This is a genomic window from Nocardia miyunensis NBRC 108239, assembly GCF_001613065.1.
Lineage (GTDB): Bacteria > Actinomycetota > Actinomycetes > Mycobacteriales > Mycobacteriaceae > Nocardia > Nocardia miyunensis.
In genome coordinates, this window is record NZ_BDBQ01000143.1 from 1 (window position 1) to 20,099 (window position 20,099).

At 64.9% G+C, this 20,099-nt stretch carries 27 protein-coding genes and 3 pseudogenes; 21 read left to right on the forward strand and 9 right to left on the reverse strand.

Annotated features, from left to right (window positions below):
• Positions 1 to 111: 111 nt before the first annotated feature.
• A complete protein-coding gene (locus tag NM2_RS45040; protein ID WP_067683377.1) occupies positions 112 to 543 on the reverse strand; it encodes a DUF5994 family protein in 432 nt (143 codons plus the stop codon).
• A gap of 114 nt (positions 544 to 657) precedes the next feature.
• Here NM2_RS45040 and NM2_RS53580 point away from each other — a divergent pair.
• A pseudogene (locus NM2_RS53580) lies at positions 658 to 960 on the forward strand (TetR family transcriptional regulator); the annotation flags it as partial.
• A gap of 306 nt (positions 961 to 1,266) precedes the next feature.
• Here NM2_RS53580 and NM2_RS50535 read toward each other — a convergent pair.
• Positions 1,267 to 1,413, reverse strand: a complete 147-nt coding sequence (locus NM2_RS50535) for a DUF6307 family protein (protein ID WP_169813426.1) — start codon at positions 1,411 to 1,413, stop codon at positions 1,267 to 1,269.
• A gap of 265 nt (positions 1,414 to 1,678) precedes the next feature.
• Here NM2_RS50535 and NM2_RS45050 point away from each other — a divergent pair, with 265 nt between their 5' ends.
• From NM2_RS45050 to NM2_RS45060, 3 genes are all read left to right on the forward strand, one after another.
• On the forward strand, positions 1,679 to 2,170 hold the full coding sequence (locus NM2_RS45050) for a DUF5994 family protein (protein WP_157121946.1): 492 nt from the start codon (positions 1,679 to 1,681) through the stop codon (positions 2,168 to 2,170).
• 332 nt (positions 2,171 to 2,502) lie between these two features.
• The gene (locus tag NM2_RS52360) at positions 2,503 to 3,012 is read left to right on the forward strand and encodes a hypothetical protein (protein ID WP_245718560.1); all 510 of its coding nucleotides are present in this window, start codon (positions 2,503 to 2,505) and stop codon (positions 3,010 to 3,012) included.
• Between the two features lie 61 nt (positions 3,013 to 3,073).
• Positions 3,074 to 3,370: a hypothetical protein gene (locus tag NM2_RS45060; RefSeq protein ID WP_157121949.1), complete on the forward strand. Its 297-nt coding sequence runs from the start codon at positions 3,074 to 3,076 to the stop codon at positions 3,368 to 3,370.
• A 158-nt stretch (positions 3,371 to 3,528) separates the two neighbouring features.
• Here NM2_RS45060 and NM2_RS52365 read toward each other — a convergent pair.
• A pseudogene (locus tag NM2_RS52365) lies at positions 3,529 to 3,732 on the reverse strand (DUF1206 domain-containing protein); the annotation flags it as partial.
• 146 nt (positions 3,733 to 3,878) lie between these two features.
• On the opposite strand from NM2_RS52365, the gene NM2_RS45070 reads away from it, so the two are divergent.
• Together NM2_RS45070 and NM2_RS45075 are read left to right on the forward strand one after the other, a co-directional pair.
• Positions 3,879 to 4,262 (forward strand): hypothetical protein, encoded by a 384-nt coding sequence (locus tag NM2_RS45070; protein ID WP_067683386.1) that lies wholly within the window; start codon positions 3,879 to 3,881, stop codon positions 4,260 to 4,262.
• A gap of 117 nt (positions 4,263 to 4,379) precedes the next feature.
• Positions 4,380 to 5,588: an AI-2E family transporter gene (locus NM2_RS45075; RefSeq protein WP_084532306.1), complete on the forward strand. Its 1,209-nt coding sequence runs from the start codon at positions 4,380 to 4,382 to the stop codon at positions 5,586 to 5,588.
• 56 nt (positions 5,589 to 5,644) lie between these two features.
• Here NM2_RS45075 and NM2_RS45080 read toward each other — a convergent pair whose 3' ends face one another.
• Positions 5,645 to 5,818: a CsbD family protein gene (locus NM2_RS45080; protein ID WP_067683387.1), complete on the reverse strand. Its 174-nt coding sequence runs from the start codon at positions 5,816 to 5,818 to the stop codon at positions 5,645 to 5,647.
• 399 nt (positions 5,819 to 6,217) lie between these two features.
• Between NM2_RS45080 and NM2_RS48475 the strand changes: the two genes are divergently transcribed.
• The 4 genes from NM2_RS48475 to NM2_RS45090 all read left to right on the forward strand — a co-directional run bounded on the left by NM2_RS48475 (position 6,218) and on the right by NM2_RS45090 (position 7,963).
• Positions 6,218 to 6,391, forward strand: coding sequence for a CsbD family protein (locus tag NM2_RS48475; protein WP_083895858.1), 174 nt, complete (start codon positions 6,218 to 6,220; stop codon positions 6,389 to 6,391).
• 66 nt (positions 6,392 to 6,457) lie between these two features.
• Positions 6,458 to 6,613: a DUF6131 family protein gene (locus tag NM2_RS50540; RefSeq protein WP_169816363.1), complete on the forward strand. Its 156-nt coding sequence runs from the start codon at positions 6,458 to 6,460 to the stop codon at positions 6,611 to 6,613.
• Positions 6,614 to 6,653: 40 nt separating this feature from the next.
• On the forward strand, positions 6,654 to 6,854 hold the full coding sequence (locus tag NM2_RS45085; protein WP_067683389.1) for a hypothetical protein: 201 nt from the start codon (positions 6,654 to 6,656) through the stop codon (positions 6,852 to 6,854).
• A 359-nt stretch (positions 6,855 to 7,213) separates the two neighbouring features.
• Positions 7,214 to 7,963 carry a TetR/AcrR family transcriptional regulator C-terminal domain-containing protein gene (locus NM2_RS45090; RefSeq protein ID WP_067683391.1) on the forward strand — a complete coding sequence of 250 codons (750 nt, stop codon included), beginning with the start codon at positions 7,214 to 7,216 and terminating at the stop codon, positions 7,961 to 7,963.
• A gap of 138 nt (positions 7,964 to 8,101) precedes the next feature.
• On the opposite strand, the gene NM2_RS45095 is transcribed toward NM2_RS45090, so the two are convergent.
• Positions 8,102 to 8,854, reverse strand: a complete 753-nt coding sequence (locus NM2_RS45095) for a TetR/AcrR family transcriptional regulator C-terminal domain-containing protein (protein ID WP_067683393.1) — start codon at positions 8,852 to 8,854, stop codon at positions 8,102 to 8,104.
• Positions 8,855 to 9,031: 177 nt separating this feature from the next.
• On the opposite strand from NM2_RS45095, the gene NM2_RS49940 reads away from it, so the two are divergent.
• The 6 genes from NM2_RS49940 (at position 9,032) to NM2_RS45120 (ending at position 13,603) form a co-directional block, all read left to right on the forward strand.
• Positions 9,032 to 9,196 (forward strand): hypothetical protein, encoded by a 165-nt coding sequence (locus NM2_RS49940; protein WP_157121955.1) that lies wholly within the window; start codon positions 9,032 to 9,034, stop codon positions 9,194 to 9,196.
• 90 nt (positions 9,197 to 9,286) lie between these two features.
• Positions 9,287 to 10,504 carry a fatty acid desaturase family protein gene (locus tag NM2_RS45100; RefSeq protein ID WP_067683396.1) on the forward strand — a complete coding sequence of 406 codons (1,218 nt, stop codon included), beginning with the start codon at positions 9,287 to 9,289 and terminating at the stop codon, positions 10,502 to 10,504.
• Positions 10,505 to 10,605: 101 nt separating this feature from the next.
• Positions 10,606 to 11,319 (forward strand): DUF5994 family protein, encoded by a 714-nt coding sequence (locus NM2_RS50765; protein WP_067683397.1) that lies wholly within the window; start codon positions 10,606 to 10,608, stop codon positions 11,317 to 11,319.
• Positions 11,316 to 12,137 carry a slipin family protein gene (locus tag NM2_RS45110; RefSeq protein WP_067683399.1) on the forward strand — a complete coding sequence of 274 codons (822 nt, stop codon included), beginning with the start codon at positions 11,316 to 11,318 and terminating at the stop codon, positions 12,135 to 12,137. Before NM2_RS50765 ends, NM2_RS45110 begins: the two co-directional genes overlap by 4 nt.
• Positions 12,138 to 12,525: 388 nt before the next feature.
• Complete coding sequence (locus NM2_RS50770) at positions 12,526 to 13,122, forward strand: DUF5994 family protein (RefSeq protein ID WP_174575761.1); 597 nt, start codon at positions 12,526 to 12,528, stop codon at positions 13,120 to 13,122.
• A 1-nt stretch (position 13,123) separates the two neighbouring features.
• Positions 13,124 to 13,603 (forward strand): DUF5994 family protein, encoded by a 480-nt coding sequence (locus NM2_RS45120; protein ID WP_067683401.1) that lies wholly within the window; start codon positions 13,124 to 13,126, stop codon positions 13,601 to 13,603.
• 142 nt (positions 13,604 to 13,745) lie between these two features.
• Here NM2_RS45120 and NM2_RS52785 read toward each other — a convergent pair whose 3' ends face one another.
• On the reverse strand, positions 13,746 to 13,877 hold the full coding sequence (locus NM2_RS52785) for a hypothetical protein (protein WP_281182849.1): 132 nt from the start codon (positions 13,875 to 13,877) through the stop codon (positions 13,746 to 13,748).
• A gap of 73 nt (positions 13,878 to 13,950) precedes the next feature.
• On the opposite strand from NM2_RS52785, the gene NM2_RS53250 reads away from it, so the two are divergent.
• The 4 genes from NM2_RS53250 to NM2_RS45135 all read left to right on the forward strand — a co-directional run bounded on the left by NM2_RS53250 (position 13,951) and on the right by NM2_RS45135 (position 16,995).
• Entirely contained in the window at positions 13,951 to 14,208 is a 258-nt protein-coding gene (locus NM2_RS53250) for a DUF6374 family protein (protein ID WP_369690371.1), read from the forward strand.
• 838 nt (positions 14,209 to 15,046) lie between these two features.
• Positions 15,047 to 15,916: a non-homologous end joining protein Ku gene (gene ku / locus NM2_RS45125; protein ID WP_067683402.1), complete on the forward strand. Its 870-nt coding sequence runs from the start codon at positions 15,047 to 15,049 to the stop codon at positions 15,914 to 15,916.
• Between the two features lie 130 nt (positions 15,917 to 16,046).
• Positions 16,047 to 16,298, forward strand: coding sequence for a hypothetical protein (locus tag NM2_RS45130; RefSeq protein ID WP_067683404.1), 252 nt, complete (start codon positions 16,047 to 16,049; stop codon positions 16,296 to 16,298).
• 496 nt (positions 16,299 to 16,794) lie between these two features.
• Positions 16,795 to 16,995 carry an RDD family protein gene (locus NM2_RS45135; protein WP_067683405.1) on the forward strand — a complete coding sequence of 67 codons (201 nt, stop codon included), beginning with the start codon at positions 16,795 to 16,797 and terminating at the stop codon, positions 16,993 to 16,995.
• Here the strand turns inward: NM2_RS45135 and NM2_RS45140 are convergent.
• Entirely contained in the window at positions 16,992 to 17,456 is a 465-nt protein-coding gene (locus NM2_RS45140; protein ID WP_067683407.1) for a DUF2231 domain-containing protein, read from the reverse strand. The two genes, NM2_RS45135 and NM2_RS45140, sit on opposite strands and share 4 nt — an antisense overlap.
• Before the next feature lie 101 nt (positions 17,457 to 17,557).
• A complete protein-coding gene (locus tag NM2_RS45145) occupies positions 17,558 to 19,135 on the reverse strand; it encodes a glycoside hydrolase family 172 protein (protein WP_084532308.1) in 1,578 nt (525 codons plus the stop codon).
• A 357-nt stretch (positions 19,136 to 19,492) separates the two neighbouring features.
• On the opposite strand from NM2_RS45145, the pseudogene NM2_RS48480 reads away from it, so the two are divergent.
• Positions 19,493 to 19,576: pseudogene (locus NM2_RS48480) on the forward strand (response regulator); the annotation flags it as partial.
• An 11-nt stretch (positions 19,577 to 19,587) separates the two neighbouring features.
• Here the strand turns inward: NM2_RS48480 and NM2_RS45150 are convergent.
• Complete coding sequence (locus tag NM2_RS45150; protein WP_067683415.1) at positions 19,588 to 19,953, reverse strand: STAS domain-containing protein; 366 nt, start codon at positions 19,951 to 19,953, stop codon at positions 19,588 to 19,590.
• Positions 19,954 to 20,099: the final 146 nt, after the last annotated feature.

Sequence of the window (20,099 nt, forward strand, 5' to 3'; positions counted from 1 at the left end):
GGGTGGGGGCGCCGAACGGTTGCGTGTGACTTCCGGGTGGGCCGGTGCTCCTGCCCATAGCGAGGTGGTTTGTGATCGGGCGGTGCGTGGGCGTGTTGCCATGAATCATGATCATGCTTCCTGTTCGAGGGGCTGACGTGCCGGTTGTAACGCGGCGCCGAGGCGGGTGGAATGTGCGCTGTAGTAGTCGGTGGTCGAGAGGACGACCTGCAGCACGAGCATGTTGTTGTGGCTGCCGAAGATGTACATCGTGTTGCCTGCCTCGAACGGGTAGGCGTCGAGTTGGACCTCGTGATGGTCGACGGTCAAGGTGCGGGGTGCGGGTGTCCAGCTTTCCCGGTCGTAGACGACGCGGCGGATGGGGCCCATCCGAAATTCCAGAAATGTCAGCAGGCCCGGTAGTTCGGTGGTGAGTTCACCGGACCGGGGCCACCAGGCGCCGTCGATGTATGCGTCGCTTTCGGGCTCGAGCCGCAATCGCGGCGTGCTTTCGGGTGGGCCGCGGTGCCGTGTGGTCCGGCGGCGGATGTGGAATGGCGCCATAGTGGTTCTCCCTGGGGCGGTTACCTTCAGTAAACGCCGCCCAGCGCTGTATGTCAACGTTGTAGATCTACATCATATGTTGTGGTGTGTTCCGAGGGATGGAGTCCGTATGTGATGGCTGAATCGCCGAGTAGTCGAAACAAGGTCCGTCCGCTGACTTGGGCAGCGGTGTTGAGCGCAGCGCTGGAGATTGTGGATCGCGACGGGATCGGGGGGTTGTCGATGCGGCGGCTGGCCGAGACGGTGGGCCGCGATCTGATGGTGATCTATCGGCATGTGCCGAACAAGGCCGCGGTGATTGATGGTGTCGCCGAGGTCGTGTTCACCGAATTGTCGGTTGATGCTGCGGCGCCGGACTGGGTCGCCGAGGTACGCCGGGTGGCCCGGGAGTTCCGGCGGGTGACGTTGGCGCATCCGTGCGAGGCCTGGTTTCGCGGCGTGAACGACGTCGCCACCGCGCTGCTCGACCCCGACAGCAACGGTTGTTCCGACGGGCTGGAACCCACTGGCAGCAACGAGAACCAAAGCGCCGAAGCGACACTCGCACTGATCTCCACCCAGCAGCAGACTCGGTGGCTCGCGCGGAGATCCTAGGCGCGAAACAGGATTCGCCGAGGACTCACACCGGGCGAGCCGCTACGGCGCCCGGGCAGCGTCGAATCCTTGGCTCGAGAAGTCGAGTGGTCCAACCGGAGGGCCCGCGGGCGCGGGCGGAATCGCTCGTCAGCGAATCTTCTCGGGGATCGTATCGAGGGCATTCAGTACCTGGACCGCGAGCGCGGTCGCGGCGGCGTCGTCGAGCTCCGAGTTCTTCCGCACCGCATCTCGGACGCGAGCCACTCGGCGCTCGTAAGGCGTTTTCGTCGCCATTTTCTTATTCCTTTCGGAAATAGGCCTTCTGATCTCGACTCTTCGCATGGCCGGCGCTGTCGTCGCGGCCGGTGTGGGAGGCGATGTCGACGCCCTCCTCAGCGTATCCCGCGGTCACAACGGTGTCTACAGCGTAGAGTTACACCGTAGGCAATATCCGGTCCGGCAACGCCGAGCAACCGTCGGCGCGACGCCTCGGACAAGCACCGGACCCCGATCCGAATCACCATGGCGGACCGCAACGGCCGCGACAGGAGTGTCGATCATGACACCACAACCGCACGTGACGAACGCCGGTCGACAGGCGTCGCCGTCCCGCAGTCTGCGGCTCGAACTCGATGTCGCCGGCGTCGGAGATGTCGACGGGGCCTGGTGGCCGCACAGCCGTGATCTCGTCGCGGAGCTGACGGATCTGCTCTCGGTGTTGCGGCCCGGCCTCGGCCCGATCCGTCGCGTTATCTATCACCTCGACGAATGGTCTGCTGCGCCAAGGGAACTGGACAGCCCCGGGCGGCGGGTCCGGCTCGACGGCTACCGGCACCGGCCCGCGCGCACGCTTGATGTGATCGGACGCGACATCGGCGCCACCCTGACCCTTCGGATCATCACCCCGGTCGCCGACGTCGATATGACTGCCGCACAGCAGCATTGGGATTCCGAACGCGGCCGGGGAGCCGACGCCGCCGCGTGGCTCAGGGCTCGGTCGGCGGCGCGGCGGGGCCGCCGTGCAGGAAGTCCGGGTCATGCATCGAGGTAGTCGGCCGGCGCGGTTCGGGCATCGCCCGCGGTTCCGGAAATCATCGGTATGGCGGCGGTTTCCGCGCCGATCCGCGCAGGTGTCTCAGCGGCGTCGTCTTGCGTAGCGGGCCGAGCACGATGACGGCGGCGGTGGCCGATGGCGAACTGTCGTGCCGCGACTGTTCGCGTCGGCGACGTGGTCGATGGGCTGGTTGGAGATCTGGTTCCAGGGGGATCCGGGCGCGGGCCGCGGTGCCACCGTCTGGGAGATCTGAAGTGTAGACCTACGGTGTTGACATCGCGTGCTCGTCGGCGTGTACTGGATGGACTCCAAAAGAACCGAGGATCGTCATGATCGTCATCATCGGACTCGTCATCCTGGTTGCCGCCGTACTCGTCGGCGTCGCGGGTGTGTTCGCCAACGGCGGCTCCACCCACGCTCTGACCGACAATTTCGCGGTATTCGGCTATCACGTCACCGGATCCACCGGGGTGCTGTTCCTCTACGGCATCGTGGTCGGTGGCATCGGAATCGTCGGGCTGAGCCTGCTCCTGACAGGGGCTCGCCGCACCGCCCGCCGCGGGCGCGCCGCCCGCCGCGAACTCAAAACGACCCGGCGCGACACCACTGTCGACGAGGTTCGCCACCCCGACCCGCCACAGTCAGCCGGCGCGCCGCGGAACGCGCCCACCCACTACAGCCAGACCGGCACCACCGATGCCGCGGGCGAGGCATCCGACAGCGCCACACAGCACATCGGTGACAAGCCCGCACCCCACCGGCGCCTGGGCCAGATATTCGGTCGCGCCGATGGCGGTGCTCGGCACGTCGACGCCCCGCTCCGCGACCGAAGCCGATAACCACGGCCCGCTGACGGCAACGGACACGCCGGCGACGGCCGCCGCCACTACCAACTGACCTGTGCTGCGAATCCCGCGCGGGCGCATACATCAGAGCTACCCGGAAGTCGACATGCTCGTCACCATTGCCCTGATCCTCGGGATCCTCATCGGCGCTGTCGCCGCCGGAGTCATCGCCACGGCCACCATGAACGGCCGTGCGCCGGGTGCCGGCGGCCGGGGTCGCAGTTTCGTCGTACGAAAGCTGTTGCGTCGGTCGCATCCCGAGGACAACGCCGCGAGCCGCGACTTCAACGAAAACGCCGGCGGCTCACGCCACATCCGCACCAACCCGAGCTGGCGAGATCGGCTCGAATAACCACCACCACTCGATACACGGAGCGACAGCAATGAGAAATTCCGCAAACGCGGTCACCACTGTCGCCGGACCGCTCAACTATCTCGGCATGAACCCGAAGATCGAGGAATGCAACGTCCGACGTGCCGCAACCCAGCCAGTGACCAGGCCATCGGCGGGAGGGCGACGACGCCGTCCGGCTTGGCGGCCAGTTCCGCCATGGCCCCGGATTGGTCGGCGCTGTCGGCTGTGCCGCCGAGGGCGATCCGGATGGCGATGTAGCCGATGATGAGGTGCACGATGCCGGTTACGACGAAGCCCGCGCGGGCTGGGCCACCCGGCCCGCAACCGAGGACGAGTTGTCGTACGGCGCCGACGACGATCCTCCGGTCGACGTCGAGGGCGGCTTGTTGTCGTTGGCGGTAGATGCGGGAGCCCGTCAGCCTGGACGCCTGATCGCTCATTTTCCCAGTTCAGGGGTGGTCGAGCGGCGTTAGGGTAGACGGGGGAGAACGTGAGGAGTCGAGAGATGAGCACCGCCATTGTGATCGTGATCATCGTCGTCGCGGTTGTGATCGTTTTACTTGTGGCCTGGTTGTTGATGCGCAAACGGCGCGAACATCGGCGGGTCGAAGCTGAGGGTATCCGTGACCGCGCGGCGGAACAGGAATTCGAAGTCGCTCAGCGGGAGGCGCGAGCAGAGGAGACCGCTGCCAGGGGCAGGGCGGCAAAGGCGGAAGGTGAGGCCAAGGCGGCGCAGGCCGAGCAGCTTGCCCAGCAGGCGCACGTGCATCGCGGCGAGGCGGCGGATTCGCGAACCGAACTGGACAAGGAGTGGGAGCGCGCAGACAAGGTCGATCCGGACTCGAAGTCAGGTGGGACGCAGCGGGGGACCGATCCTGAACGGGCATGATCGCCCCCTGCCAACCAGGGCTGGATGGCGGGCTGTCCCGAGGGCGTGGCAGGCATCGCGCTCCGCCGACGTACATGATCGCTCGGCCGCATTCGCCCAACCCCGCGGATCCACGCCATGAACGAAGACAACGACCAAGGACGAACCGAGGAACGCCACACCCCGGACGAGGCGGAGCAGGGCCATAGCGGCCTGGTCGAGCAACCCCACACCACCGACGACGCCGGACCGATCATTACCGCGGAAGCGGCGGCGGCGCAGGCCAGCACGACGCAGAACCCGCTGGGCAAGCACGGGCGGCGATTCGATCCGCGATCACCGTTCATGGTCGGCATGGCAGGCGCGGCCGGAGTCGCGGTGACCTACGGCGCGATCCAAGCAGTGATCGCCACCAGCCAAGTGCTGGTCTTGATCACCCTCGCGCTGTTCCTGGCAATAGGTCTGGAACCCGCCGTGTCGTGGCTGGTTCGGCCACGGTTTCCGCGATGGGCCGCCGTGACCGCGGTATTCATGGTCGCGATCGGCTTGCTGGCCGGGTTCCTCGCGGCCGCGATACCTCCGCTGGTCACCCAAGGCAGCGCGCTGGTCCACCACGCTCCGGACTACCTCGACCATCTTGCGCAACGCTATCCACTCATCGACCTGCTCAATACTCGTTTCCATCTCCGGGACCGAGTCCAGCACGGGGTCGGGTCCGATTCCTCCAAGCTGGCCGGTGGTGTCCTGGGCGCGGGCCGCCTCGTGTTCAGCATCGTCAGTGGCGCGGTGATCGTCGCTGTGCTGACCGGCTACTTCATGGCCAATTTCGCACAGGTTCGCGCCTCGATCTACCGGCTGTTTCCGCGTTCGCGCCGACCGCGGGCGATCCTGATCGGCGACGAGATCTTCGTGAAGGTCGGCGGCTACATCCTCGGGAATTTGCTCATTTCGGTGATAACCGCGGTGTTGACCTTCATCTGGCTGCTGATCTTCAACGTGCCCTACCCGCTGTTGCTGGCCGTCCTGGTCGCCGTCCTGGACCTGCTCCCGGTGGTGGGTTCCACCATCGCCGGGATCATCGTGGCCCTGGTCGCGCTCACCGTATCGGTGCCCGTCACGGTGGCGACCGTCGTCTTCTTCATCGTCCTGCGGCTGTTCGAGGACTACGTACTCGTACCCAGAATCATCGGCAGAACGGTCCGGGTGCCGGCGATTGTGACGGTGGTGTCGGTTCTGGTCGGCGGGGCGTTGCTCGGGATCGTCGGTGCCCTGCTCGCCATCCCGGTCGCCGCCGCGGTGCTGCTGATCATCAGCGAGACGGTGTTGCCGTCTCTGGACGAGCGCTAGCTGCGGATGACCGCGCGGGGTCATCCGCTCGCCGATCGACGCCGGCGAGCGCCCGGTCAGTGGCGGAAGGTGTCCTTGACCTTCTCGCCTGCATCCTTGAGGTTGGACTTGGCCTGGTCGGCCTTGCCCTCGTTCTGCTTGTCCTTGTCGCCGGTGGCCTTGCCGACCTTCTCCTTGGCCTTACCGCCGAGTTCCTCGGCCTTGTTCTTTGCCTTGTCCGCAGTGCCCATGAGTGCGGCTCCTTTTTTCGAAGGTGCCCGGCCTGCCATTTCCAGCCGGTCTTCTCGCGATAGCCCGTATTCAGGCAGTCAAACATCACCTGATGCCGCTGACGGAGTGGTTCTCGGCGCCGAGCCTTCCATTCGCAGGACCGCACAGCTCAGCCTCGTATCTACACTGCAGTCATATAGTGTAGCTCTACACTGTTGACATTATGGGTATGCGGTGGTTGAGTAAGTACGACGTAGATTCAGTGCTTCGCGTCCCGACCGATTTCACCTTTTCGGATTCGGCAACCGATCCAGGGACCGCCACGCCGCCGCCAACCCGCACTCGGGCCGCGGCCGACGGCACTCGCACAGACGTTCGCCGCATCCGCGGCGACGGCACACACGAGAGAGACCACCACCATGAGCATCGGTAAGAAGATCGCGCACAAGGCCGAAGCCGCCAAGGGCGCGGCCAAGAAACTGGTCGGCCGGGGCACAGGCAACACTCGCCTGCGGACCGAGGGGCGCACCGATCAGGCCAAAGGCGATACCAAGCAGGCCGGAGCAAAGATGAAGGACGCCTTCAAACACTGACGCCACACGCAACCACCAGTGTGGCCCACCGCCCCATCACTCCACCACCGAAACTTGGTATCGACCATGATCATTCTCGGAATCATTCTTCTCGTCGTCGGTTTCCTGCTGAAAATCCAGATCCTCTGGGTCATCGGGATCGTGGCCCTCATCATCGGTCTGGTGCTCCTGGCCTTGGGGTCGATGGGCCGCGCCGTCGGCGGGCGACGCCACTACTTCTGAGGCCGGTCTTGGTTCATCGGTCGACTCCAGGAGGCCAGTGATGCGGTGGCTGACACTGCTGGTGCTGGTATGGCTGATCATCGGCGCGATCGTCGCCGGGCAACGCGGATACATCACCCACGCCGAACAGAACTGCGCAGGTGTCGGGACCATCGCGGTGACCGTGTTCGCGGGGCCACTGAACTATGCCGGGGTCAATCCCAAGGTAACCAACTGCCATGTGCCCCAACCCAGCCGCTGACAACATCGGTGCCCGGTCAGGTCGTGGTCAACCGAACCCATTCCCGACACCGGTACCAACCACATCGACCACGCTCAACACGAGGAATCTGTAGTAGCGCCATGTGGGGGTACTCCTGTTCGGCGGCGAAATCGAATCGTGCGGCGGTGTCGATTTCGACCAGGTGCCGGAACGGCTGGTAGTGGCGCCTGATAGCTGGCCGGCTGCCCGCGATCAGGGCGACCAATTCCGACCACGCCGATCGCGGCGATCCCTGGGATCTTTTGGTAGCTCTAGTAGACGCCTCATGCACCCTATGTCAACATTGTAGGTCTACACGAATGGAGACGGTAGCTGCTCCCGAGGAACGGAGTCCCGTGATGGCCGAATCGCCGATCAACCGCAGGTCCTCCCGGTCCGATACCGGTGGTTCCGATCGCGTGGGCGACGGCCGCGGGCGCAGTCCGGTGACGCGGGACGCGGTGCTGGCCGCGGCGCTCGAAATCGTCGATCGTGACGGGGTCGAGGGGTTGTCGATGCGGCGTCTGGCCGAGGCGGTGGGGCGGGATCCGATGGTGATCTATCGGCATGTGCCGAACAAGGCCGCGGTGCTCGACGGTGTCGCCGAGATCGTGTTCGCGCAGTTGTCGGTCGACACCACGGATCCGGACTGGATGGCCCAATTACGAGTGGTGGCACGGGATTTCCGGCGGCTGGCGCTGGCGCATCCGCGGGTGGTGCCGCTGCTGGTGACCCGGCCGCTGGCGACACCGCTGGGCTTGCGGCCGCTGGCCGTGCTGCGGCCACTGGAGGACGTTCTCGCCCTGCTGACGCGTGCCGGGTTCTCCGGTGCGGATGCGTTGCATGTCTATCGGGCGTTGTTCGGGTTCCTGTTCGGGCATGTTCTCAACGAGTTGCAGGAGATCGTGGAACGGCCCGAGGAGACCGACGCCTTGTTGCGGCTGGGGTTGTATCGGCTGCCGGTCGGCGAGTTCCCGCTGCTGCGCGAGTTGGCCCCGGTGCTGGCGGCCTATGACGGTGCCGCTGAGCTCGAGCGCGGGCTCGATATCCTGCTGACCGGCCTGGCCGCGAACTCGACCGGCGCAGGCGGCGATCTTCGCCGGCGCTGATCTCAGTAGACGCCGGCGCCGCCTTCGGAATCCCAACGTTGCTCTGCGGCATCCGCTTGGGTGTCGCTGGTGTCGTCTGGCATGGTGATCGCCATAAGGTCGTAGATGGCTGATGTGGTGCTCGGTTCGGTTGTGGCGTCATTGTCGATGCTCCGGTCTCGGCCGCGGGGCGGTCGGGGTGATGCTGGTGGCGAGGCCAGTGAGCAGGATCTCGAGGCCACGTTCGAACTCGGTGCCCCCGTCGTAGGCGGCCAGGACGGGGGCGAGGCCGCGCAGCAGCGGGAATTCATCGAGCGGTAGGCGTTGCAGCCCGAGTCGTAGCAGGTCGGTGGCCTCTTCGGGCCGTGCGACGATCTCCTGCAGTTCGGTGAGAACGTGGCCGTAGAGGAATCCGAACAGGGCGCGGTAGATGTGCAGGGCCTCGGTGTCGCTGAAGTCTGCCCGGGTGAGCAGTTCCAGGATGTGTTCCAGTGGTCGCAGGGTCCGCAGCGGCCGCAGTCCGAGCGGGGTGGCGAGCGGGTGGGTGATCAGCAGTGGAACCACGTTCGGGTGGGCAACGGCCAGCTGGCGGAACTCATGCGCGATGACGCGCAGCTGGTGGCGCCAATCTGGGTCGCTGCTGTCGACGGTCAGTTGGCCGAGGACGATCTCTGTGACGCCGTCGAGGAGCGCACCCTTATTGGCAGTGTGCCGATAGAGCGACATCGGGTCGCGGCCGAGCGCCTCGCCGAGGCGCCGCATCGACAGCTGGTCGACACTGCCGTGGTCGATGATCTCGAGCGCGGCAGCCAGTATCACGGCGCGGCTGAGCGGGCTGTTGCGGGTAGGTTCGCCGACGGCGTGATTCTTACGTTGGTCCGGGCCGCCGGGTCCGGCCCTCGTGTCGTTCATGCGTATTCAGCATCCCTTCCTCGAGCGTTCGGTATCATGTCAACGATGTAACCCTACGCCGTAGACATACGACGTGTCGCAGCCTAGGCTGGAGTTGCTACCGGTGCTTGCGGCGAACGGCCGACCGATCCGGTCGGCCGCGGTCGAAACCGCGCATCCGGGGACGGGATCATTCCGATGACCGAGAACACCATCACGCACCAGGTCCAGGCAGCCAAGGAAGGCCTGGAGAAACTCTTCCGCGGTGGCGACATCCGCAGTCCGGCAGAGGGACGCGGATATCAGGGCCGTGGCCCCTTCGATCGAGTCGGGCAGACGCTGAGAGGCGTGTACAAGCGCTGACCCTTCCTCGACGCAAGGGCATCGTCGCCCGAACACGCTCCTCGGGTCCGCGCACCGGCACAGCCCCACAGGAAGTCGAGGAAATCGACGATGGCAATCACAGAAGTCGCTGTCTACGCGCATCTGAGCGCGGCCGACATCGAGGCGCTCGGGCGCGAACTCGACGAGATCCGCCGGGACATCCAGGACCAACGCGGAACCAGAGACGCCACCTACATCCGCCACACCATCACATTCCAACGGACTCTCGACGCCGCGGCCCGACTGACGATCGCGATGAGCCGCACCGGAATCGGATGGATTCTGGGGGTCACCGGCTTGGCGGTGGCCAAGAGTGTCGAGAACATGGAGATCGGTCATAATGTGTCCCACGGCCAATGGGACTGGATGAATGATCCTGAAATCCATTCCAGTACTTGGGAATGGGACATGGCGGGCCTGTCGTCGCAGTGGCGCTATACGCACAACTATCGCCACCACGTTTTCACGAACGTCCTCGGCATGGACGACGACATCGGCTACGGCGTGATGCGAGTGACCCGTGACCAGCGCTGGCGACCGTACATGCTTCTGCAGCCGCTGGAGAACCTCTTGCTGGCGGCCACCTTCGAGTGGGGAATCGCCCTGCAGGGTCTCGACTCCGAATGCGCCCGCGCCGCGACCCGAGCAGAGAAGATCACGCAGGCCAAGGCACTGATCGGGAAGATCATCCGGCAGGCCGGCAAAGATTATGTCCTGTTTCCAGCGCTGAGCGGCCCGCGCTGGCGCCGCACACAGGCTGCGAACGCCGCAGCCAACCTGCTGCGCAACCTCTGGGCCTACGTGGTCATTTTCTGTGGTCATTTCCCCGATGGTGCAGAGAAATTCATGTCCGCAGTGGTCGAGCACGAGACTACGCCCGAGTGGTACCTGCGACAAATGCTGGGCACCGCGAACTTCGACGCCGGACCGGTGCTGGCCTTCCTGAGTGGGAATCTGTGCTACCAGATCGAACACCACCTGTTTCCCGACCTGCCCAGCAACCGCTACGCCGAGATCGCCAGGCGGGTGCGGGCGCTGTGCGACAAATACGACCTGCCCTACACGACCGGTCCATTGCTGCGCCAATACCTGCTGACCCTGCGCACCATCCACAAACTGGCCCTACCGGACCGCTTCCTGATCGCGACCTCCGACGACGCTCCCGAAACGGCCTCGGAACGAAAGTTCACCAGCCCCAACACAATCGCCGCCGTTGATGCGGGCCCGCCAGCCCAACAGCACGGGCTGCGCTCCGCGCTCCGCGCGGGGGCAGTGCAACGGCTATAATCAATATATCGGCGACACATCGCATACGACTATTTCGAGGTTGTATCGTCGTCCGATTCGAATAATCCGGCCGATTCGCGGCCCAGGCAGGAGCGTCGGTCATGACGCGACAAAAGAACCGACTCGGCATCGGGGCGCACGGCCCGCCCGGCGATCGCACACCGCGAGTGCTGTTGAAGACCCACCTGCAGAAAACCGGCTACGTCGACGGAGCGTGGTGGCCCTACAGCGACCAACTCGCCACCGAGCTTCCGAGCCTGCTCACGGTCCTGGCCGCGCGGCTCGGCACCATCCAGCGGGTGGCCTATCACCTCGATGAATGGGCAAGTACCCGTGGCGAACTCGTGTTCACCGGGCAGGTGGTGCGGCTCGACGGATACCGTCACGGCACCGTCAACACGATCGAAGTACTCGGCGCACGCGATCGCCGACTGGTCCTGCTGGTGGTTCCGCCCTATACGGACGCGTATCACGCGTTCACAACGATGACGTCCGCGTCCGGCGCGGACAACGAATCGACTGTCGACGAACTGTTGATGATCGGCGTACGAGAACGCACCGCCCGAACCGGCAAAGCGGCAGCGCTGCGACGGTGGCGGCTCGAACGCGAGGCCGGCCACAGCCGCCACGGTCACGGCGCCAGCAGGCCGCGCAGCGAGGAGCTCGGCGCCGAGCCCTCGGATCTGCTGGCGACCACCGGAAGAAACAGCATAGAAGACGCCGAAATCGTTGCTGCACAGCAGCGTTGGGACTCCGACGGCGGAGCTGCCTGTGAGCTCCCTACACGAATTCGCGTACGGCAGGAGCGGTCGTGAACGTCCTCGGCGTGATCATCGCTGTGATCGTGGTGCTGCTGATCGTGGCGGCGCTCTCGATTCGGGTGGTGACCCAGTACGAAAAGGGTGTGTTGTTCCGGCTCGGGCGTGTGGTCGCGGTTCGGGAACCCGGCTTGAACCTCATCGTCCCGGTCATCGATCGGCTGCGGAAGGTGTCGCTGCGCATCATCACCATGCCGATCCAGTCGCAGGGCATCATCACTCGCGACAACGTCAGTGTCGACATCTCTGCTGTCGCCTACTTCCGGGTCGTCGACGCGGAGAAGTCGGTGGTCGCGATCGAGAACGTGTATGCGGCCATCGATCAGATCGCTCAGACCACGCTGCGCAAGGTGGTCGGTCAACACACTCTCGACCAGGCGCTCGCCGAGACCGGCACCATCAACGCCGACATCCGGCAGATGCTCGATACCACCACCCTGGAATGGGGCGTGGAAGTCACGCTGGTCGAGCTGAAGGACATTCAGCTGCCCGACAGTATGCAGCGTGCGATGGCCCGCCAAGCCGAGGCGGAACGTGAGAAGCGGGCGAAAATCATTGCCGCCGAGGGCGAATCGCTGGCAGCTGCGGCGCTCGGCGATGCCTCGGACACGATGATGGCTCACCCCCTGGCTTTGCAGTTACGCAACTTGCAGACCCTGATCGAACTCGGGGTCGACAAGAACACCACCGTGGTGTTCCCGGCGCCGCTGATGAGCGCGATCGGCGAGATCGGCACCTTCCTGGCCCGCGAGACCACCGCATCCACCATCCTGCAGGCCGCCGCGTCGACACCCAGCGGCACCGCCGACTCGTGACGATCACCCCGCAGCCTTGCCTGAGTGGGAGGGATGGTCGCGGACGCCGGCGCCGAGGCGTGTGCATGGTGGCGGCGTCATCGGGCGCTCCTGTCACGGCCTATCAGAAGGCCGGATCGTTGAATCCAGGGACGGCGCAGCCCAGGTGGCATTGCTCATCCGTCGGGGCCGTGGAAAGGGGCGAGCCGAAGCGTTCGGCCTGACAGGGAACATCCATACAGCGGGGTGGTCTCACACAATGCCGCAGGTGCATGCGCGCACATCGGGCCGGTGTACCCGGCGGTAGGATGAGAGTGTCGGGGGCTTTTCGTACGAAACCACCCGTGGTCTCGTCGTTACCCGGCGAATGAACAGGGGCCGCCACACGGTCCCGGTCAGGAGCGTCGCGATGACGCCACAACACGAGCCGATCCTGCTGGACCGCTCCGCACGCTTTTCCCTCCGCAGCGGCGCCCTGCCGACATCGCGGCGGTTGCCGACACCGCGAGCACCCCGCCCCGGGGCGGTGGACGGGGCCTGGTGGCCCCGCACGACCGACTTGGTCGCCGAACTAGCCGATCTGGAGGCGCTGCTGGCCGGGCGGGCAGGCATCGTCGACCGAATCATGTACAACATGACCGCCTGGCAGCCGGCGCCGCGGCGCACGATGATCGGCGGACGATCGGTGCACCTGGACGGATACCGGCATCTGCCCACCCACACACTCTGCGTCCTGGGACTGGACCGCACCCGCCTCGTCCTGCTGGTGATCCCCGCAGCCACCGAGACCGCCGCCGTCCAGGCGTTGCTGTCGGCCGCATCCCAACCGGGCAATGAACTCACCGCCGACGAACTCATGGCCGCCGGCACCCGGCACAGCCTCGATCGCACCCAGAACGAGGCCGCGTTGCGCCGCTGGGACGACGAAGGCGGTCTCGGCGCGCCGGTGGCCCCGGAAGACCGACGCGCATCTTCGCGGGATCCCCGTCTCCTGCGGGCGGTCTGATATGACACAGAACCCATCGCAGGACAGGGGCGGTGCCGCCGCCGACCGCGGCCTGGGCCGATTCCGGGCAACCGCCGGTGGTGGGCAACCATTCGACACGCCGACCCGCACACCGCGATTGCTGCTCCGCGACTGCGACGAACAATCCAGTGGCGTTGACGGCGCCTGGTGGCCCAGAACCGACAACCTCACCGTAGAACTGCATGACCTGGTCACCGCCCTCACTCCGCGACTGGGTGCGATCGCCCGGATTACCTTCGATTGGAATTCGCTGAGCCTGTCCCAGCGTGGCATCGACCCTCCCGATGGGATCGAGGTCGCCGGCCCGCTTCCGGGCCAGCCACGCCAGGTGATGTATGTCTTCGGGCCGCACGATCGGCGCCTTCGATTGTTGGTGATCGACCCCGCCACCACCGCAGACCTCGCCGCCGCGCAGATGCGCAAGGCCGTAAGCACCATCGCGGACCAGCCGCAATCATGAACTACCCCGGGCACCAGCATGGCCGGCCATTGGGCTTTACCCTGCCCGCCGCTATCCGGTGGTGAGGTTCCTCGATCTCGCCCTACCACCAGTCTTAAGTAGCCGCTTATTTAGCGTTCGGTGAGGTCGCTTGCTGCCTGAGCTAGATGCGGGCACAGATCGGCATACTGCCGATCGAGCCAACCAGCAGTACTTCCGCGAACTGTTGGCGAGCACCGAGCCGATACTGGCAGACCAGGCTCGCCTGGCCGAGATTCGCCAGCACTTCAAGCACGCTGAGAACATCTCATACAAGATGATGCTCGAAGGACCCGCCGAGGTCGCCCGAGCTGCACAGCGATTGATCGATGCCCTTGCCGCGGTCACTAGCGAAGTACGAGAATTCGCACAGACTTCCGCCAGTCAGATTCGCTCAGTTGGCGAGGCAACGGATCGACGAGGTACGTCGCCAACTACTCGACGCCGCAGCCTTCAACAAGCACATCACGCTGGACCAGCTCGACCATATGGCGCACAAGCTTGCTACTGGACTTCACGCGCTGGCCCCTCCCACAGGACTCGGCGCTGGTGCACACCACGCCAGCAACGCAACCCACACAGACTGAGAATGGCGACACGCTCTGAACAGTCCACGGGCGCGTTGCGCCGAGCCCCAGCCACTGAGTTGCCGGACCGCGCAGTTTCAGATCGACGATCGACGGCAAACGATCGCCAGATCAGTGGCCGGTTGACCGTCGTTGGTTGTCATCAATCCCGCCATTTAATGACTGACGTCAGCCAACGACACTAACCGCCGCCAACGCTAGTGCTCGATATCACATGTTGAACCAGGCAGAGATTCGATGTATCCGCAGCTCAGACACTAACGACACCAACGACACTCGACACTGTTTGAACTTGACAACGGCACCAACCGCATGCTAGCTCCGTGCGAGTACATGGAGTTACCCATGTGCTCGCGAATCAGTTGTCGCCGTGGGAATCCGTCCGGCACCGACTCGTGGCCGGCCGGGCATGCAAGCGAAGCCCCCTTTCTGCAACGTTCCCGAGTCCGGACATGTCGGTCAGGCATCTCGAATTTAATTGTTAAATGCGCATATTTAGGTATCAGAGTATTTCTCTGCAGGTAATGGCCTACCCAGAGCGACGTAGCGGCTCCCCACACATTGACGGCCTGGCCGAATTCCCCGTCACGGATTTTCTGACACAAAGCAGACGATCCGGTCGCCGGAACCGGGTGCCCAGCGCAGTTCCAGCACCACCAACACGCCCCGAAACAGCACGGGACGTGGGCAAATCGGGTCGGTATCAGGACGTCCACAGGACGTCACAGGTCCACGAACAGCAACAAACAACAACCAGCAACACCCACCAACAACCACGAAACCGCAGGTCACGCCAGTTCACCAGACAGACCAGGCAGGTCGCAAGTAGCATCCAAGGATGCGATCGATCTGGAAGGGTTCCATCGCGTTCGGCTTGGTGAATGTCCCGGTGAAGGTCTACACGGCCACCGAGGACCATGACATCAGGTTTCACCAGGTGCACGCCAAGGATGGCGGGCGGATCAAATATGACCGCGTGTGTACCGTGTGTGGGGAGTCCGTGCAGTTCGCCGATATCGATAAGGCCTACGAATCGCCCGAGGGTGAACGGGTGGTGCTCACCGACGAGGATTTCGCGAAACTTCCGGTGGCGGAGAAGCACGAGATTCCGGTGCTGCAATTCGTTCCGGCGGAGCAGATCGACCCCATCCTGTTGGACCGGAGCTACTATCTCGAACCCGATTCCACGACGCCGAAAGCCTATGTGCTGCTGGCGAAGACGCTCGAACAGGTGGATCGGGTCGCGGTGGTGCATTTCACGCTGCGGCAGAAGACGCGGCTGGCCACACTCCGTGTGCGCGATAACGTCCTGGTGCTGCAGACGCTGCTGTGGCCCGACGAGGTGCGCGCGGTGGATTTCCCCGCACTGGACGGTGCGGCCGAACCCCGGTCGCAGGAGATCAAGATGGCGGAAACCCTCGTGGACAGCATGTCCGACGAATTCGATCCGAGCCAGTACACCGACGACTATCAGATCGAACTGAAACAGCTGCTGGACGAGGCGATCGCCTCCGGTTCGGGCACCGTGACCCGGCGCGAGGAAGCAGCGCCCGCGGCAATGGACGCCGAGGTGGTCGATCTGGTCGCGGCGCTGGAGCGCAGTCTCGAAGCATCCGGCCGTCGCTCGCCCGCATCGGCGAAGAAGAAGCCCGCGAAGAAGACCACCGCCCGCAAGACCGCGCGCAAATCCACCCGCAAGGGCGCGTAAACCGCTGCGGCGAAGCCGCATTCACCGTTCCGCGGCGCACACAGGACAACCACAGCGACGTCCCATCGGACAGCTAGGCTGGGCCTGTGTCATCGGTGCTGTCATTGTTACAGCAGAGAAAGGTTGCCGGATGGCACACCGCATCGCGAAGTTCGCCATGATGGGCGCACTCGTCGCCACCCCGATCGTGATGGCCGCGTCCCCCGCATTCGCCGAGGCCCCGCAGAACCAGGGCACCAACCAGCCGGCACAGCAGCAGAACCACCAGAATCAGGGCCAGCAGCAGAACCAAGGCCAGCAGCAGAACCACCAGAATCAGAACCAGAACCAGGGGCAGCAGTCCAACCCGCTGTCGTTCCTGCACACCGGTAGCGCCGCGTAGCGGTATCGAGCGCGTACACCGGCGGCGAGCCCCGGTGGCACGAAGACCTCCGAGCGGAACTTATCCCCTCGGAGGTCTTCGTCGTCATCGGGCCGGAAGGACCGCCCGGGCACCGGTCTGATCCCGAGCGTCTGCGACGGGAGTCGCCACGGTTGCTCCCCTCGATCGGCGATACTGGACCGAGTCGGCCGTCGGCGTACGACCGCTCGCCGCCACTGCCTTCCACATCGGAGAATCGCATGAGCACCTGAGCACCCCGTCAGATCCATCCAACGGCTCCGGCGATCCCCAGACCCCTCAGCCACCGCAGAATCCCCAGCCACCACAGGGTCCGCCGCCGCCACAGAATCCTCAGCCACCACAGTCACCCAGTACGGCTCCCGGCCACCCGGACCCGGATCTGCGCCGCAACCCGGATACAACGCTCCCCCGCCCAGATACGGAGCGCCACCGCCGGGACCCGGAAGCGGGCCAGTTGCACCAGGCAATCCCGGCTATGGAACACAAGCGGATGGTCGGCATCCGCCTGATCCGGGTGGCCGACGGCCAGGTTGTCGGTTTCGGCATGGCTTTCGTCCGCAACCTGTGCCACATTCTGGACGGCTTCTGCTACCTCGGCTATCTCTGGCCGCTCTCGGACGACAAACGCCAGACCCTCGCCGACAAGATCATGAATTCCATTGTCGTGCAGGTCTAACCGCTAGCCTGCTCACCCCAGACCGCCCGCGCGCCCGTTTCGCCGATCCGGTAGACCTGCACGGTCGCCGCGACACTCGCGGCGATGGTCAGCATCGCGACCACCGAGACCAGGATGACACCGACCCGGCGCTCGCCCCGCTCACGCAGATGGACGTACAGCAGCAACAGTGCCGCGACCAACAGGCCGATGGCGAAGTAGATCATCGTGTCGCCCAGATGCGCGTGCGTGTGGATGGCCGGGCTGCGGCCGATCTTGTGCTCGAGCCATTCACCCGCATCGGTGGTGATGGGCGTCATCACGACGGTGACCGCCGCCAGCACCGCGACCAGCCAGACCAGCCGTTGGCGCACCGGTCGCCAGACCGCGCAGAGTATGGCCAGTAACGAGGTCAGCGGCACGAGCACGACGATGATGTGGACGAGCAGAACATGTGCCGGCAGACCGTTGATGGTCGACATTGCAGGGATACTCCTGAGAGACGAATGGGCATCGCATCGAGTGTCCACACATTAACTGAGAGCACACTGTGACCCCGCTGGCGAATTCGCTCGAGAACCGACTACCGGTACAGGAAGGCGGTCGAGCTGTAATCGGCCTGCTGATCGTCGCCGACGGGGCCGTGCTGGATTCCGAACCGTAGCGAGAACAGGTAATTCACGGCGTCGGGGAGCATCAGGCGGTACGCGGTCAGGCAGTAATCGGCGCATCCGGGGCCGCTGGTCCGCTCGGTCGGCGCACCGGTCAGCGGCAGACTGAAACGCCGTCCGAAATCGAAGAACCAACCGCCCTCGTAGAAATCCTCGGTGCCGGTCCCAGGGATCTGTGGAGTCGATGCGCCGTCGACGTAGGCGCGTTCATTACCCTCTAGGAACGCCGGCCACCGGAAACCCGACGGCGTATCGATCCGGTGACCACGCATCGTGTGCGATACCCCGACGAACTTGCCGTGCCCGAGTTCGTCGGCGAAACTCCAATCCTGGCCCGGCGCAGTCGGTCCCGCGTGTGAGCGAGCGGTGAAGTGCCCCGCCGAGCCGGTGGCCAGCGCTACTGCCCATTGCGGATCCGGGTCGACCACCATATCGGTGTCGACGCCGCGCACGGCTGCTCCCGTCGTGTTCACCAGGCTCACAGTGGCGTCGGCGAGGAACGGCATCGGCCACCACGCCCAGAGCCATCCACCGGGAGCGGGATCTGCCGCGAACATCAGTGACCGCACCGGAATCGCGCCGGGGCTACCGAGGCCGAGGCCGAAGAACTCCGCGACGGGGGCATCGACCGTCTGCTGACCGTCGAAGCCGATTCGCAAACGCAGTCCCGTGAACGCGGCCTCGCTGGGCATCCTCAGCCGCAGCGCCGACACAGCGCCCGGGCCGGTCGCCCGCGCCACCGGCACAGTCGCGCCCGGCGCGATATCGACTGTGCGCGTTTGCCTTTGCGCGTTCGCCTTGGGCGGCTTGGGATCACTCGTGCCTGCCTTGCGGAGCATGGCCAGCACGTCCTCGGCGCGGTCCGAGCGGTCGAAGGTCCGCACGCCGATCGGATCCGGGAACCGGCGATAGGTGACGTGGTAGTACTGCAGGTTCCGCGCGATACTGACGCGCATCGAATCTCGATACGGCATAGGCACTTTGATGTACACACCGCCTGGCGATTGCGACGCGTCGGCCACCAGTGGAAAGGCGAACGGCGCTCCGGCCGCCCCGCTGACCACCGCCTGCAACGGCGCATCGAGAACGACTGCCCCATCCAGTTCGATGCGAATGTTGCCCATGGACGCGACATTCCCGCGGTCCCGCGTGAACCAGATCGAATCGATCTCGCCCGGACCGTGATCCTCGGCCACCACACATCCCGCACCGCCACCGTGCAGACAACCACCGCCGCCGTCGTTGTTGCCACCGCTGCGGTCGTAACTGGAGAACTGCTGGGTCTGCACCCCCGGCACCAGGTAAGGCAACCGATCCAGCTGTCGATAGGTATCCCAGCCCACCAGAGCGCCCGGTGTCGGGGCGAATGCGTCCCCATGCGCCGGCACGGTCCCCGCCGCCGACAATGCCACCGCACAGGATACGACAGCCGCGCGCAGCACGACCTTGTCCAGTATTCGACGGCAATTCTCGATCACACGTAACGGCATTGGCTGACCTCCTCGCCGGGCGGTGGTCTGCGTAGCAACGGCACGATCCTGCGAAGGTATCAGCGCACCCCGGCTGACCCTCGGAGTTCGAACCGCGTCGGCACGTCTCGGTCGGGAATCGGATCGACCGGTCCGCCCTCTCCACCCTACCGGCGATGGATTGCCGCCCGGCGACGAGAATCCATGAATAGCGTTGTCTGCGAAACCTTCTCGGCACCTGGGCCGCGAAAAGTACAGCAGCATGAGAAGCGCGCGTCGCCCTCGCCGAACCATGCGAGGTCTCTCATGAACTCAGCTCACACCTTGGCCGTGTTCGCGACAGCACCGCGTGCGCCGCACGCGGCATGGCACAGCGAGCCTGCGGACATCGATCAATTCATCGCGGCCATCAAACAGATCGACGACTTCTTCGTCCAGGTCGTGCGACTACCCCCACGATGACACCGAACAACTCAGGACGCCACATCCAACTCACCCGACGCCAACGCGGCATCCAACGTAACGAACAGCGCGAGCATCGTATCCAGCCCGGTCACCTCGATCGGCCGACGCACAGCATTGGAAGCCACCACCCGCAACTTCCGCGGCGCGACAGCCTCAGCGGCGACCAGCAGCGCGCTGAGCCCGGCCGAACCCATGAACCCCACCTCGGACAAGTCGACGACCAGCGACCCACCCTCGGCACGAACCCGCTCGAACGACGACTGCAGGAGCGGCACCGACAAGATATCGATCTCCCCACGAGCCGCGATCACCGTGACACCCTCACGGCGGTACACCTCGACATCGAGCACACGCGTGGCATCTTCACCGCTCATCGCTACCGTCTACCTCCGTCACATCAACTCGACACCGGGTCAGGTCCACAGCGCGAACACACGTCAGATTACCTCGCCGACCACACGATCAAACCGCACGGCACGAACAGCCCACCGTTCGTATGCTCACACCCGACCACGAAAAT